The organism is Pontibacter akesuensis, assembly GCF_001611675.1.
In the GTDB taxonomy this organism is placed as follows: Bacteria; Bacteroidota; Bacteroidia; order Cytophagales; family Hymenobacteraceae; genus Pontibacter; species Pontibacter akesuensis.
Map to the genome: position 1 here is coordinate 4626967 of NZ_CP014766.1, position 15463 is coordinate 4642429.

Here is a 15463-nt window from a genome sequence, read left to right on the forward strand (position 1 = left end):
TATACTTGAAAGCTTAAGAGTCTTATACTTCTGCTCAGATAAGGTCAAAAAGGCTTTTTACGCCTATATGACGTTCCTTTGTAAAACCCTCCCCATAGGTAACGCCAATGGAATGCCCCAGCTCCAGCGCCCTTGCCTCCACGAATCTTAAGAACTCTGGAGAGGAGATGTACGTGTTGGGGGAAGTATCGTCCGGGTTGTAGAACTGTGATTTGAAGGCGCGGATCGTTTCCATCTTTTTCTCCCAGTAGGGCGTCACGTCTACCACCACATCCGGCGTGATAAGGCGGTCCTGTATGTAATGATATACCACCTTAGGGCGCCATGCCTCCTGCTCCTTCCCTGACTCCTCCTGTGTACTGATCATTTTCAACCCGGCTTTGAAGCACGACTCCGAAACAAGATCAGAACCCCGGCCATGGTCCGGATGGCGATCATGAACAGCATTCATGAGCACGATCTCAGGCTTATACTTCCGGATTTTTTGAATTACCTGCAGCTGGTGCTCCCTGTCGTTCTGGAAGAAACCATCTGCCATATCCAGATTGTCGCGAACGCTAACGCCCATTACCCTGGCGGCATCCTCACCCTCCTGCAACCTTATTTCAGGGGTACCGCGTGTGCCTAGCTCGCCCCGGGTAAGGTCAACAATGCCAACTTTCTTTCCAGCGGCTATGTGCGCTATCAATGTGCCTGAACAGCCCAACTCGATATCATCGGGGTGTGATGCAAAGGCCAGTATATCTAGTTTCATGTTGTGTTTTTCTGTTAACGGATACGCAAAGACTTGCCTACCCGTAAGGTAGTGCGCGAACTGATCCCGTTCAGGCGCGTTAGCTGACTTACGGTAACTCCGTACTTTTTGGCTATACCAGAAAGTGTGTCCCCGCTGCGTACCTTGTGGTAGGCTGCACGCCTGCCACTACTGGCACTACTGCTGCTCCTGGACCTGTTGTTATAGTTGAAGACAGCAGACGTAATCTGGTAGCTTTCACCCTTTAACAGGTAATCCGGGAAGTCGTACAGGTTCTCTGGGTCCATAGGGTTACCCTGGTAGCGAACTTCGTAGTGCAGGTGCGGGCCTGAGCTACGGCCGGTGCTGCCACCTAACCCGATCAATTCTCCAGCTTTCACAAAGTCGCCTGGCTGGGCAATGGCTTTGCTCATGTGGCCGTACAGGGTCTCCAGCCCGTTGTAATGGCGCACCACAATGTAGTTGCCATACCCGCCGCCGTCCCACTTGTTAATGCGCACAACGCCGTCAAACGCAGCGAAAATAGTATCCCCCGTGTCCAGGTCAATGTCTGTGCCATAGTGCCAGCGTCCTCCCCTTGCGCCAAAGTGGCTCGTGATGGGAGTTTTGACCAGGGGCATGTTGTAATTGCGGTTCTGCTTAGGATCGTAGAGTTGTATGTCTACCGTGTCTTTCAGCTGCCGACTGTCCATGCGATACGGATTTATGTTGCGGGTATCCCAAATGGCATAGTAACTGGCAATCCTGATCCAGGTAGAGTCCACCAGCACCTCCTCCGACATCTCGACAATATGCTGCTCACCCAGGTCAAGCTCAGTGGTATCTTCACTAACAATAGAAAGCTGCTTTTTGGGATTGAAGAAGATAGATTGGTCTGCATCAGAGTCATCATCCGGAAAATCCTCATACTTGATAAGGATAGTTGTGTCCGGGCGGACGTAATCTATTTTAGGGGTCTTGACCTTGAACAGGTCTTTCATCTTTCCCTGAGCCACCGCTCCTGTAGTGCACCACAAAAGGCAAAAGCAGGAGAACAGGAAAGCTAATGGGGCTTTTAGTTTGAACATGATTTTCAAAAGATAGGCTGTGCTGCCTCACTGCAGCACATCACTCGCTAAATAAAACTGCAGCACAGCCATTTTTATTGTGATACTCCCTGCTGCTTCGCAAAGGATGCAAAGCTAAGAGTTTTTGGGCTTTATGTTGCTATTAATGCAGCCCTTTTGCTGCCAGGTAACGCTCGGCGTCCAACGCAGCCATACAGCCTGAACCGGCAGCCGTTACGGCCTGGCGGTAGGTAAAATCCTGCACATCACCGCAGGCGAATACACCATCGATATTCGTTTTGGAACTTCCAGGAATGGTACGGATATACCCGTTCTCATCCAGGTTGAGGTAATCCTTGAACACGCCAGAGTTCGGCTCGTGCCCGATAGCCACAAAGAAACCCTGCACCGGTATTTCCTGAGTTTCATTTGTCAGCACGTTCTTCAACCGAACAGCCTCCACCGTGTGCTCCCCCAGAATCTCATCCGTCACCGTGTTCCACAGCACTTCGATATTCTTGGTGTTCAGCACACGCTCCTGCATGATAGTGGAGGCGCGCATTTCACCACGACGCACCACCATGTATACTTTGCGGCAAAGGTTAGAGAGGTAGGTTGCTTCTTCTGCAGCAGTATCGCCGGCACCCACAATCACCACGTCCTGGCCACGGTAAAAGAAGCCATCACATACAGCGCAGGCAGATACGCCGCTTCCGTTCAGCCTGGCCTCTGATTCAAGTCCGAGCCATTTAGCCGAGGCACCGGTGGATATAATCACGGTATCGGCTTCTATTGTCTTCTGGTCATCGATCACCACCTTGTGTGGCTGCGAAGAAAAGTCAACTGCGGTGGCAATGCCGTAACGCACGTCTGTACCGAAACGCTCGGCCTGCTTCTTAAAGTCCTCCATCATCTGAGGGCCCATAACTCCCTCTGGATAACCAGGGTAGTTTTCCACGTCATTTGTAATCGTCAGCTGGCCACCTGGCTGCAGCCCTTGGTATAGCACTGGATTAAGACCAGCTCTGGAGGCATAAATTGCTGCGGTATAGCCAGCAGGCCCAGAGCCGATAATAAGGCACTTCACTTTTTCTATTTCCATTTCTACTTTAGTCTAAAAGAAATTTGGATGCAAGTATACAAAAAATCCGGGCCTTTGCCTGCATGGGGCACTGTAAAAAGGCCGGACGATAGTACAACAAAAAAAGCCCCGGCTTGTTGGCCAGGGCTCCTCTTTGATGTTTAGGCGATTAACCTAAGTATGGCTTTAACGCTTTGCTTCGGGAAGTATGGCGTAACCGGCGGATAGCTTTCTCCTTGATTTGGCGAACGCGCTCACGGGTAAGGTTAAACTTCTCTCCTATTTCCTCCAGTGTCAGGGAATGCTCTCCGTTCAATCCAAAGTACAACGTAATCACGTCGGCCTCACGCTTTGTAAGCGTAGACAGCGCGCGCTGCACCTCCTTGCGGAGAGAATCGTTCATCAGGCCTGTGTCCGGCGACTCCTCGTCGTCGTTCTCCAGCACGTCCAACAGTCGGTTTTCCTCACCCTGCACAAACGGTGCGTCCACAGACACGTGGCGGCCTGAAATTTTAAGCGTATCGACTACCTCTGCAGTAGTCAGTTCCAGTACTTCGGCAATTTCTTCAGGCGATGGCTCCCGCTCGAATTTTTGCTCCAGCTCGGAGAATGATTTTGAGATCTTGTTCAATGATCCTACCCGGTTCAGCGGCAAACGCACAATGCGCGACTGCTCGGCCAAAGCCTGCAGGATGGACTGACGAATCCACCACACGGCGTAAGAGATGAACTTGAAACCCCTTGTCTCGTCAAACCTTTTGGCTGCTTTAATCAAACCAAGATTACCCTCATTGATTAGGTCGCCTAGCGATAGGCCCTGGTTCTGGTACTGCTTTGCCACCGAAACAACGAAACGCAGGTTGGCTTTTGTTAATTTCTCAAGCGCAAACTGATCTCCTTCTCTAATTCTCTGTGCCAGCGACACCTCTTCATCAGGAGTAAGCAAATCGACTTTGCCAATCTCCTGTAGGTACTTATCCAGTGATTGGCTCTCACGGTTCGTAATTTGTTTGCTTATCTTGAGTTGTCTCATCAGAGTATGTTGTTATTCTTTAAATTTTAATGTGAAACCTTGTTTTGGCTCGGTGACTTAACATCAGAAAATCGTGCAAAGTTCTGCCATCTTCATAATAAAGTCAAGATGCACGGGCAAGCGGCTAAAATATAAAACTCCTGGTGCCCTGAAAGCCACTAACGGCAGGCACCAAGAGTTTTAAAATAAGCTGATTACTGGGCTACTTCTTCGCCTGGCTTAGGAAGGATGGCCTTACGGGAAAGCTTGAACTTGCCTGTTTTCTTATCAACATCCACCAATTTCACCTTGATTTCCTCGCCGATTTCCAGCACACCGTCCATTGTCTCTAAACGTCCGTGCTTGATCTCAGAAATGTGCAGCAAACCATCTTTGCCTGGCATGAATTCAACGAAGGCGCCGTAAGGCTGGATTGACTTCACTTTGCCAATGTATACTTCGCCCATCTCTGGTTGTGCTGCAATACCTTTAATCTTGTTCACCGCCTGGTCCATAGACTCCTGGTTGCTGGCAAAGATGTTTACATGGCCCTTCTCATTTTTCTCTTCAATGATGATGGTGGCACCTGTGTCTTTCTGAATCTGCTGAATCACTTTACCACCCGGTCCAATGATAGCTCCGATAAACTCCTTGTCGACCACAATGTTGAACGAACGTGGTGTATGCGGCTTGTAATCAGCATTAGGAGCAGACAAGGTCTTAGACATTTCTTTCAGGATGTGCAAACGACCAGCGTTTGCCTGCTGAAGCGCCTGGCTCAGGATGTCGTAAGACAAACCTTTCACTTTGATGTCCATCTGGCAGGCAGTGATACCTTTCTCTGTTCCGGTTACTTTGAAGTCCATGTCACCCAGGTGATCCTCATCACCCAAGATGTCAGAAAGTACGGCAAATTTGCCTGTCTGCTCATCAGTGATCAGACCCATGGCAATACCAGATACAGGTGCTTTGATAGGAACACCGGCATCCATCAGGGCAAGGCTACCAGCACAAACCGTTGCCATAGAAGACGAACCGTTTGACTCCAGAATATCAGAAACGATACGAATCGTGTATGGGTTCTGGTCTTCCGAAGGAAGCACTTTCTTAAGTGCACGAAGCGCCAGGTTACCATGGCCTACCTCACGGCGGCCTGGGCCTCTGTTTGGTCTAACTTCGCCGGTTGAGAACGCAGGGAAGTTATAGTGCAAGAGGAATTTATTTGTACCAGATACCATGGCGCTGTCGATCATCTGCTCGTCCAGCTTGGTACCCAATGTTACGGTAGTCAAAGATTGTGTCTCACCACGTGTGAAAACGGCAGAACCGTGTGTCGCTGGTAAGTAATTTACTTCTGACCAGATTGGGCGGATCTCATCTAACTGACGGCCATCCAAACGCGTGCGGTCAGACAGGATCATGTTACGAACTGCCTCCTTCTCCACGTCATGGTAATACGTCTTGATCAAGCCAAGGTCATAGTTGTGATCTTCGCCAAGAGACTCGATAAACTCATCACGAACGGCTTTAAAGCCTTCAGAACGCTCAGACTTGTTGGCACGGCCTCTTTTGGCTACTTCGTATGCTTTGTCGTAAGTGGCTGCGTATACTTTCTGGCGCAATTCCTCGTCATGCGTTTCGTGCGAGTAAGTGCGCTTCTCAGTTTTGCCAACCGCTTCAGCCAAATCTAGCTGCGCCTGGCATTGTACTTTGATCGCTTCGTGCGCATATTGGATAGCTTCCAGCATTTCTGCCTCAGAAACCTCGCTCATTTCGCCTTCTACCATCACGACACTGTCCATAGATGCACCCACCATCAGTTCGATGTCGGCACGCTGCAGATCCGTTACACTTGGGTTGATCACCAGTTTGCCATCGATGCGGGCTACACGTACTTCCGAAATCGGGCCGTTGAAAGGGATGTCAGAAACGGCGATAGCAGCAGATGCAGCAAGAGCAGCCAAAGCATCAGGCATGATATCCGTGTCAGCAGATATCAGGTTTATAGTCATTTGTGTTTCCGAGTGGTAGTCTTGCGGGAACAGCGGGCGCAGTACACGGTCAACTAAGCGGGAAACAAGTATTTCATAGTCAGATAATCTGGCTTCTCTGCGCAGGAAGCCCCCTGGTATTTTGCCTGAAGAGGCAAATTTCTCCTGGTAGTCTACAGATAGCGGCAGGAAGTCAACCCCCTCACGGGCATCCTGGTTAGATACCACGGCAGCCAGCAGCATGGTGTTACCCATTTTCACTACGACTGATCCATCGGCCTGCTTGGCCAGTTTTCCAGTTTCAATTGTGATCTCCCGGCCATCCGGAAGAAAAATAGATTTTGTGATTGCGTTGTAGGACATCTTCAATTTTCTTTAGCATCAAAAAGACAGCGCTACCCATTGCAACACTGTCGGTACTGGCAATTTAAGGAAAGGGGGTAAAAAAGATTAGGGAATCCGTTGTAAGAATTCCCTAACACAATTTTATAAGCTTACTTACGAATACCTAGCTCGGCGATGATAGCTCTGTATCGCTCGATATCGTTTTTCATCAGGTAGTTTAGAAGTCTTCTTCTCTTACCTACCAGCTTTAAAAGACCCAGACGAGTGCTAAAGTCTTTCTTGTGGATTTTCAGGTGCTCAGTAAGGTCAGCGATGCGCGTTGTAAAAAGTGCGATCTGCGACTCAGGAGATCCTGTGTCAGTCGTTGCCTTGTTGAAACCGTGCTTTTCGAAAATCTCTTGTTTCGCTTCAGTGGTTAATCTCATTGCGTAAAAGTATCAATCTGTTTTTATCGTGCAAAGCTTGCTATACAAGCCACAAAGGTATATAATATACTTCTACAAAAAAAACATTTCTGAAATCTTTATATAGCGTAATCATATTTTATTTCTACGCAGGCGCGTCATCAGTTTGCGCCAGAAGTCCACTTCCAGCAAACTGGAGTCGTTGCGGGCCTGGTACAGGAAGAAAAGTCCTACCGGTAGCAGGATCATGTTGGCGGCCCACATCCCGGCGCCCACTGAAACAAGCCCTTCGCGCCCCCACTTCTCCCCCAGGATGGTCATCACATACATAATAATAAAAAAGGCAATGGATATAACCACCGGCACACCCAGGCCGCCTTTCTTAATAATAGCCCCCAGCGGCGCACCAATCAGGAACATCACAATAATGGAAATAGATTGGGTATACTTGCGCCAAATCTCCACCTCATAGCTGTTTGCCTCCCGATTAGTGTTCTTGATTCGCTCAACGTAGCTATTGGTGAAGCTCTTGATATTTCGTGCCTTGTTGGTGGCCAGAAGCAGGGTTTCATGTGTTGGGGCCGGCAACTCCCGTTTTACCTTCTTGTCCAGCAGGCGCAGGCCATTCTTTACCTGACCGGTATCTGCCTTGAAATACATATAAAAAGGATCCACGTTCGGTGCAAAATAGCTTCTGTCGCGCTCGCTGTACCGCTGCAGGGAATCCGTCACCACCTTCAACTCATCGATGTTCTTCATCATTTTGTTGTCGGAGAACAGTTCCTCTCTGGTACGGTCAAAATCGAAGGAAGCCATACTTAGCATAAGCTTGCTCTTGTCAAACTCCTGCCGCACGAACTGCTCATTCGAGCTTCTGAAAGAGGCATCGTTCTGATCAACATATGTATTGCCGTCAAACAGCTCCAGCACCAGGTAGGAATCATTGTAATCCATGTACATTTCGCCGGAGTCAGCAAGTATAACCGTGGTATTGGTGCCGCCTTTAGAGTGATCGTAGATCATCACCTCGCGCAGCGTACGCCCCTCGTTCATCTTCTCGTTCACCTTAATGCTGTAGCCGGGAATACCGTTGTAAAAAGCGCCTTCCTTGAAATTCATGGCAGGCTTCTTCTGGCGGATGTCCCACAGCAGGCTATAGGCCTTTAGGTTGGCCTTCGGAACGATGTAGTTGTTAAAGAAGAAAGCACCCACTGTGATGATGCTTACCGCGATCAGCACAGGGCGCAGCACGCGTGTTAGGGCAATGCCTGAGGTTTTGATGGCCGTAAGCTCATGGTGTTCACCTAAGGAGCCAAAGGTCATGAGGGAAGACAGCAACACGGCCAGCGGAAGCGCAACAGGAGCCATGTTGATGCTAAAGTAAAAAAGCAATTCGGCAAAAACCTGGCCTCCCAAGTCTTTGCCCACCAACTCATCGAGGTACTTGAGCATGTACTGCGTGAGCAGTATAAACTCCACTACCGAGAAGGTAAGTAAAAAGGGCCCAAAAAAGGCCTTTAGAATAAGCTTATCTAGTTTCTTCATGCGTAATAATGCGGTGGGCTATAGAGTAGTACAGCCACCCTCTGTATGGCATACGCCTGTAATTACCATGCAAAGATAAGCAGTTAGCCGCGCAAATAAGCTACCCTCCCACTATTTCGCGCAAATTCTGCATCAGGTTGTCCCACAGTTCCTCCATCTCCTCCTCGTCATCCTCATCAGAATAATCGACTACCTTCAGAAACTGCTCCTGTGTCAGTTCGCTTGCCTCGATGGAGAAATCTATGTAAGAGGCATCCGGCACATGCTCCCGCTTCTCGCTCAGGAAAAGAAAACGGACAGAGCGATTAATGCGATGGCTCGTTAGTTCGGCAAAATGAGTCTGTCCGTCCCACACGAACTTGTACTGCTTCTCGCTGTTCACAGTCGCTTCGTCGCAAAACCATTGGGCAAGGCCACCTGGGGTGCTAAGGTAAGGGTATAACAGCTTGGCGGAGGCATTTATAGGGTACTCCCGCACAAACTTTGTTTTTGTAGCTTTCGTCATACGCAATGGTATAAGTGTATGAGTAAGTATAGCATTATTTATTTGAACAACGTATATCTTAAAAATAAAATATTTTTTTTCTGAAAATCAGCTTGCATTTTCAGAAAAGTAACTGCTATATTTGCACCACAATTCGGCGGGGTAGCTCAGATGGTTAGAGCGCAGGATTCATAACCCTGAGGTCGGCAGTTCGATTCTGCTCCCCGCTACAGTAAAGCAAAAGAGCCGCTTAATTCAATTTAAGCGGCTCTTTTGCTTTTTTAATTGCCCAGCGTGGCGCACCATCATACTACGACAGAATCCTTCCCCCTACTGATGAAAGCTGATCCCACAAGTATGGCGACGGGTAATTTATACCTCATCCACTGAAACACGCACAGCCATACTTAAAGGTAGTTCCCCTCCTTTACCTCGCTAAATTGTCACTCAACAGCGTTCTCGAGTTCACTAAGCGGATAAACTCGGCGCGGTAACCCTCCTTGTCTGCACCGCGGGCACCTTCAGCCAACTCCAGCACCTGCGCAAAAGAAGCGTTCCCTTTAAATTCTGATTCGCGGAGGAGCATGCCAAAAGCAGCCACTGCGGCTGCGAAGCGGAAGTTATCAGAGGTAGCACGTGCAGCTACTGCCCGGGTTGAAACGGTGGAGGTGATGAGCTTGCTTTGTTTGCCATCGGGTGCTTTGTAGCGGAGCTTCAGCGTTAGTAGCTCGTCTGTGGAAGTAGCTCCGTCGCTAAGGTTGGTCTTCTGGTACTTCAGGTCATCCACGTTGCCACCTGCTATATCAGCAGCAGCTAGCTTTGCACCGGCAGGCACTATTTCATACAGGGCGGTCACTGTGTGGCCAGACCCGAGTTCGCCGGCGTCTTTTCTATCATCGTTGAAATCCTCGTCCTGCAGGGCTCTGTTCTCATACCCGATTAGCCGGTAAGCCTTTACCTTTGCCGGGTTAAACTCCAACTGCAGCTTTACGTCTTTGGCTATCGTAAAAAGCGTGCCGCCAAACTCGTTTACAAACACCTTCTTCGCCTCCAGAATATTATCGACATAGGCATAGTTGCCGTTGCCTTTGTCAGCGAGCTGTTCCATGCGGGAATCTTTCAGGTTGCCGGTGCCAAAGCCAAGCACTGTGAGGGCAATGCCTGTTTCCCGCTTCTTCTCAATGAGCCGGCTCAGTTCGCCGTCGCTGCTTACGCCCACATTAAAATCACCGTCTGTGGCAAGTATAACACGGTTGTTTCCGCCAGGCATAAACTGCTCCTGCGCCACCTTGTAGGCCAGGTTGATACCTGCACCGCCCGCTGTAGAGCCACCAGCCTCCAGCATGTGGAGGGCTTCCATAATTTTGTCCTTCTTGTTTCCCGGGGTAGGTGGCAGCACCAAACCGGCGGCACCCGCATACACCACAATGGCTATTTTATCCTGGGGCCGCAATTGCTCTACCAGCAGCCTGAAGCCCGCCTTCACCAGGGGCAGTTTGTCTGGCGTGTCCATAGAGCCGGATACATCTACCAAAAACACCAGGTTGGAGGCGGGCAAGTTTGCAGTAGGAATATCCTTCCCTTGCAGGCCGATGTGCAGCAGCTGGTTTTCTTTGTTCCAGGGACACTCAGATAACTCGGTCGTTACAGAGAAGGGGGCGTCTCCTGCAGGCTGGGGATAGTCATAAGAAAAGTAATTGATCATCTCCTCAATGCGGACCGCATCCACTGGCGGGAGTTGACCATTGTTCAGGAACCGGCGCACATTACTGTAGGAGGCTTTGTCCACATCAATTGAAAAGGTAGACAACGGACTTTTGCGGGCACTCTGAAAAGAACTCTCCTTGATGTAGTCGTAGTTCTCGGTGTTGTGATTTAACTTTTCCGCATCATAAAGCCCCACGCCCCTACCCTTTCTCACCTGCACTCCGGCCACCTGACCTTGCAAGGTGGCATTTCCCCGGATACGCACCTTGCTTTCTGTGGCGTAGCCTGTCATAACCACTTCCTGCAAGACCTTGTTATCAACTGAAAGCTGTACATCCATCACCTGCCTGTTTCCTACTTTTACCTCTTTAGGTTTATAGCCAATGTAGGAAAAGACAAGTGTGGCCTTATCGTCCGGCACCTGCAGGCTATACTTTCCCTTAGAGTCGGTGGTGGTTCCCTGGTTTGTTCCTTTCAGCTTGATAGCAACACCAGGAAGTGCAGCACCCGTTGCTGCATCGGTTACGGTTCCAGACACCTTCACTTCCTTTGCCTGTGCCTGCACTGCTGCAAACAGGAAGGCCAGCAGTAGCATGTAGATCGTTCTTTTCATGGTTTTAGTGTTTTAGTTTCTTATTGGATGCAGCAGCAACTCACTTTCCATAAAAAAAATTTCTGATTTTTTATGCTTCTTTTTTCTTTCCTTTAGGAACATAAGTCTTCCTATGCTACCTATTTTCCTCAAGCTTTTCTCCAACACCAAACCACCACCGGACGACCTGGAACTGGTGCGCCTGTACCGGCAGTCGGGAGACATGACACACCTTGGGGACCTTTTTCAGCGCCACACAGAAATGGTTTACCTGGTGTGCCTAAAGTACCTGAAGGATGAGGAGGAGAGCAAGGACGCCACGATGCAGCTGTTTGAGCACCTCGCAACGGCGCTGCTCAAACACGACATCACCAATTTTAAAAGCTGGCTGCACGTTACCACCAAAAACCACTGCCTGATGCAACTGCGCTCCAAAAAAAAGCGGCAAAGTATAAATCTGGAGGACTTGCCCCCGGCACTTATGGAAAACAAGGCAGACTTACATCTTATTGAGGCAGAAACGCCAGATAAGGTAGAACAGGTTCTGGCTGAAGGTATGGCTGGTTTACCTCCTGAACAGCGGCAATGCGTGGAGATGTTTTACCTGCAACAGAAGAGTTACAAAGAAATTGCCGCCCTAACGGGCTGTGAGTTGAGCAAAGTGAAAAGCTATATCCAGAACGGAAAGCGGAACCTGAAAATTTACATGGAGAAGAACCATGCCCCACAATAAGCACCACATACTGCTACCAGAAGGAGAACATCCCTCGCTTGCACTGCTGCGGCAGTACCATGATGATGCTTTGCCCCCTCCGCAGAGCCACCAGGTGGAAAAGCACCTTTTGGGTTGTGAGCTGTGCGCGGATGTACTGGAGGGTATGGCGCTATCTGATGCCGCCAGCACGCAAGCAGCTGTGGATGAATTGAACCAACGCGCGGCAGCAAGTATAAAACATAAACAAAAGCGCAGGGTTTTACCGGCGTGGCAGATGGCTGCGGCTGTGCTGCTCCTGCTGTGCACCACGGTTTTGGTATTATACTATAACTACAGCAACATACAGCAAGAGCAGGGAGGTAGGGCCGTAGGGAAGCAGGTAAAAAGTTCTCAGGCACTGTCTGTTCCTATACCTACTGACACAGAGATTATCTACGAAATCGAAGCCGACAGCAGTGTTTCAAGAAGTATAGCAGCGGTTGTACCCTCCGAAAAGGTAGCTATAGGACTTAAACGTTCAGTAACAAATTCAGAAGACTATGTCATTGATGATGTCACTCCAGAGGAACTGATGTCGGAAATGGATGAAAAGGCACACGAGCGCTACATCAGTAATATCATGGAAGGCATAGACTCTCCATCACTAGCTACAGCCACTCCCGCTAAATTGAAAGCTACAGAAGCCGAAGTTGCACCTGCACCCTCAAGCTTATCTCTGGCGCCTTCAACTGTGCCGGAGAGCACGAAGGTTGCCAATGCCTTACAAGGCAAAGCAGCAGGCGTTTCCGTACGCGGCATGAGCAGCCTGAGCAGAAGCGGAAATACAAGGGAAGTGTCTGGGCAAGTGCTGTCAGAGGATGGGCAGCCGCTCCCAGGTGTTACAGTTAGGCTGAAAGGCACCAACCTTGGCACCACCACCGACCCAAACGGTAACTTCAGCCTTTCTGTAGCTCAGGCTAACACCATACTTCAATTTTATTTTATTGGGTATGAAACAGCAGAGAAGGCTATAGCCGCGAATACCACCTCATTGAACGTGCAAATGACTACAGATAATCAGGCTCTGAGTGAGGTAGTGGTTGTTGGCTACGGCTCTGGTAAACCAGTCGAAGCCCCTGCAGTGGTGGCGGCAAAACCAATAGTGGGGTATAGAGCATACCGCAAATACCTGAAGGAGAACCTAAACATTCCTGCAGGCAGTGCAAGAGGCAAGGTAGTGGTGGGCTTTACTGTCTCCGCCTCCGGTGCTGTAAAGGATGTGCAGGTGCTGGAAAGCCTCTGCCCGGCATGTGATGCGGAAGCCATCCGTTTGATTTCTGAAGGCCCTGCCTGGAAAGCAGCCAGCCAGGCAGGCAGCCCCGTACAACAGCAGATAAAAGTAACGGTAAGGTTCAGGAGTAAATAACCTTAGATAATTAAATGGGGAGTCCAGCTTACTTTTATACTGCATCAGGCCTAAGGTATGGGTTAAAAATCAAAGTAGTAATTATCGTAAGGCTTCACCAGTACTTTCAAATTTTACTTTACTGCAGAAAAAAATTTTAGCGCCTCAAACCAAACAAGCCATGCCTAAATAGCATGGCTTGTTTGGTTTGAGGCATGAGGGCTACCGTGAAGTATACTATCTACGGCCCAGGTCCTTCAGAAAAGTGGGCTTGTTCAGTGGCTTATCTTTGGCAGAGGCATAAGCCGGGCAGCCGTACTGAGACTGGCAGGAAGAGAACAGCGCCACCACAAAAACGAACAAAAGAAGCTTTGGTAAAAATGCTTTCATACTTACAGTGTTTTAGTTGTTTAGTATAGTTAGATGTAAAAGACAGAGTTGGATTTATTTACAAACTATGATATATAGCAATTTGTAAATATATACAAAACTTTCTATACGCAAAGTCTTATTGCGTTAAAGAAGTATCACATCACACCCATTGCCTGCGCTTCAGTTTTGCAAGCCTGTACCGCATTACTGTTGTGCCGCTAAAACCTAAAGCCATACTTGCACCGGCATACCTGCAAAAACGCGCTATTTAATGTTCTAAGGCTGTAAGCTACATCCCAACTGGGTTTACTCCGTAGACCTAAAACCACAACTATTCAGACAATACAGAAATAAACTATGAAGGAAACAGCGCAGTATCTTTGGTGGCAGTCAGGAATAATTTACCAGGTGTATCCCCGCTCCTTTCAGGATTCAGATGGCGACGGGGTTGGCGATTTGCCGGGCATCATCAAGCGATTGGATTACCTGAAGTGGCTCGGCGTAACTGCAGTCTGGGTCTCTCCTATCTATCCATCGCCCATGGCTGATTTCGGATACGACATCTCTGACTACTGCGGCATCCATCCGCTCTTTGGCACCATGGCGGATTTTGACAAGTTGCTGGAGGAAGTACACCAGCGGGACATGAAGCTTATACTTGACCTCGTGCCCAACCACACTTCCAACAAACATTCCTGGTTTGAGGAATCCCGCTCCTCCCGCGACAACCCGAAAAGAGATTGGTACATCTGGCACGATGCGGCTGAGGATGGCGGCGAGCCCAATAACTGGCTAAGTGTGTTTGGCGGCAGCGCCTGGGAATGGGACGAGCAAACAGAGCAATACTACTACCATGCCTTCCTGAAGGAGCAGCCGGACCTGAACTGGCGCAACCCTGAGGTACAGCAGGCAATGTTCGATGTTATGCGCTTCTGGCTTGATAAGGGCGTGGATGGCTTCCGTGTGGATGTGATGTGGCACATGATTAAGGACAAACAACTTCGCAACAACCCTGAAAATCCGAATTACAAGATTTCGCAGTCCACCTATGAGCAATTGATTCCGGCTTACTCCACCGATCAACCGGAAGTGCACGACGTTGTGGCGCAGATGCGGGAGGTGATGGATGCGTACGATGAGCGCGTAATGATAGGGGAAATATACCTACCGATAGACAAGTTGGTGACGTACTATGGCCAGAACAGAAAAGAATCGCACCTGCCTTTTAACTTCATGCTGGTAACGCTCGACTGGGAGGCGCAGGCGCTTTCCTCTCACATTGATGAATACGAAGGCGCTATTCCCGAGGACGGTTGGCCAAACTGGGTTATTGGCAACCACGACCAGCCGCGCATTACCAGCCGCGTGGGCCTTTCGCAGGCAAAAGTGGCTGCTATGCTGCTGCTCACCCTTCGCGGAACCCCCACTTTATACTATGGCGACGAACTAGGCATGCGCGATGTGCCGATTCCGCCGGATGAGGTAAAAGACCCACAGGGCCTGAACATGCCGGACAAAGACCTTAGCCGCGACCCTGCCCGTACGCCCATGCAATGGGACAACAGTCCTCAGGCAGGATTTACGGATGGAAAGCCCTGGCTGCGGCTGCCCCACAATTACCAGCGGGTGAACGTAGAGGTGCAGCGGGATGATCCCTACTCCTTCCTTTCGTTCTACCGCAAGTTGATTGCGCTAAGGCAACAGGAACCCGCTCTGAATGTCGGGGCTTACGAACCGGTGCAGTCGCAGTCGTCGCTGCTCACCTACATCCGCAAGTATGAGCAAAAGCAGTTCCTGATCATCCTTAATATGAGCCACAAGCCGTGCATCTTCAGGCTTGGCAAACAGCACTACAAAGGCAAAATAGTAGCCGCAACAGATCCTGACAGGGAAGGAAACGAGGTAGACGGTAACATCACCCTGTATGGCGATGAAGGCTTTGTAATTGAGCTGGACTAAGTATAAGCTTGTACTTGTCCATCTTTTAAAAGATAAAATTCACCTCTGAAGAAACAAAAAGCCCCTGCAGCA

The 15463-nt window shown here is 49.4% G+C and carries 13 protein-coding genes and 1 tRNA gene; 4 read left to right on the forward strand and 10 right to left on the reverse strand.

Annotation, left to right across the window (positions count from 1 at the left end; genetic code table 11):
* Positions 1–34: 34 nt before the first annotated feature.
* The 8 genes from bshB1 to A0W33_RS19650 all read right to left on the reverse strand — a co-directional run bounded on the left by bshB1 (position 35) and on the right by A0W33_RS19650 (position 8683).
* Positions 35–754, reverse strand: coding sequence for a bacillithiol biosynthesis deacetylase BshB1 (bshB1, locus tag A0W33_RS19615; protein ID WP_068839774.1), 720 nt, complete (start codon positions 752–754; stop codon positions 35–37).
* 14 nt (positions 755–768) lie between these two features.
* Entirely contained in the window at positions 769–1821 is a 1053-nt protein-coding gene (locus A0W33_RS19620) for a M23 family metallopeptidase (protein WP_068839775.1), read from the reverse strand.
* Positions 1822–1963: 142 nt separating this feature from the next.
* A complete protein-coding gene (trxB, locus tag A0W33_RS19625) occupies positions 1964–2902 on the reverse strand; it encodes a thioredoxin-disulfide reductase (protein WP_068839776.1) in 939 nt (312 codons plus the stop codon).
* A gap of 148 nt (positions 2903–3050) precedes the next feature.
* Positions 3051–3914: a sigma-70 family RNA polymerase sigma factor gene (locus A0W33_RS19630; RefSeq protein ID WP_068839777.1), complete on the reverse strand. Its 864-nt coding sequence runs from the start codon at positions 3912–3914 to the stop codon at positions 3051–3053.
* Between the two features lie 194 nt (positions 3915–4108).
* A complete protein-coding gene (pnp, locus tag A0W33_RS19635; protein WP_068839778.1) occupies positions 4109–6247 on the reverse strand; it encodes a polyribonucleotide nucleotidyltransferase in 2139 nt (712 codons plus the stop codon).
* Positions 6248–6378: 131 nt separating this feature from the next.
* The gene (gene rpsO / locus A0W33_RS19640) at positions 6379–6654 is read right to left on the reverse strand and encodes a 30S ribosomal protein S15 (RefSeq protein ID WP_068839779.1); all 276 of its coding nucleotides are present in this window, start codon (positions 6652–6654) and stop codon (positions 6379–6381) included.
* 111 nt (positions 6655–6765) lie between these two features.
* Positions 6766–8178 (reverse strand): LptF/LptG family permease, encoded by a 1413-nt coding sequence (locus A0W33_RS19645; RefSeq protein ID WP_068839780.1) that lies wholly within the window; start codon positions 8176–8178, stop codon positions 6766–6768.
* 100 nt (positions 8179–8278) lie between these two features.
* A complete protein-coding gene (locus A0W33_RS19650) occupies positions 8279–8683 on the reverse strand; it encodes an START-like domain-containing protein (RefSeq protein WP_068839781.1) in 405 nt (134 codons plus the stop codon).
* A 135-nt stretch (positions 8684–8818) separates the two neighbouring features.
* On the opposite strand from A0W33_RS19650, the gene A0W33_RS19655 reads away from it, so the two are divergent.
* A tRNA-Met gene (locus A0W33_RS19655) sits at positions 8819–8892 on the forward strand.
* 197 nt (positions 8893–9089) lie between these two features.
* Here the strand turns inward: A0W33_RS19655 and A0W33_RS19660 are convergent.
* Positions 9090–10982, reverse strand: coding sequence for a vWA domain-containing protein (locus tag A0W33_RS19660; protein ID WP_068839782.1), 1893 nt, complete (start codon positions 10980–10982; stop codon positions 9090–9092).
* Between the two features lie 112 nt (positions 10983–11094).
* Here A0W33_RS19660 and A0W33_RS19665 point away from each other — a divergent pair, with 112 nt between their 5' ends.
* Both A0W33_RS19665 and A0W33_RS19670 read left to right on the forward strand, forming a co-directional pair.
* Positions 11095–11694, forward strand: coding sequence for an RNA polymerase sigma factor (locus tag A0W33_RS19665; protein ID WP_068839783.1), 600 nt, complete (start codon positions 11095–11097; stop codon positions 11692–11694).
* Positions 11681–13081 carry a TonB family protein gene (locus A0W33_RS19670; protein WP_068839784.1) on the forward strand — a complete coding sequence of 467 codons (1401 nt, stop codon included), beginning with the start codon at positions 11681–11683 and terminating at the stop codon, positions 13079–13081. Before A0W33_RS19665 ends, A0W33_RS19670 begins: the two co-directional genes overlap by 14 nt.
* Positions 13082–13297: 216 nt before the next feature.
* Here A0W33_RS19670 and A0W33_RS21015 read toward each other — a convergent pair whose 3' ends face one another.
* Positions 13298–13450 carry a hypothetical protein gene (locus A0W33_RS21015; protein ID WP_157578088.1) on the reverse strand — a complete coding sequence of 51 codons (153 nt, stop codon included), beginning with the start codon at positions 13448–13450 and terminating at the stop codon, positions 13298–13300.
* Between the two features lie 339 nt (positions 13451–13789).
* On the opposite strand from A0W33_RS21015, the gene A0W33_RS19675 reads away from it, so the two are divergent.
* A complete protein-coding gene (locus A0W33_RS19675; RefSeq protein WP_068839785.1) occupies positions 13790–15391 on the forward strand; it encodes an alpha-amylase family glycosyl hydrolase in 1602 nt (533 codons plus the stop codon).
* The last annotated feature ends 72 nt before the right edge of the window (positions 15392–15463 follow it).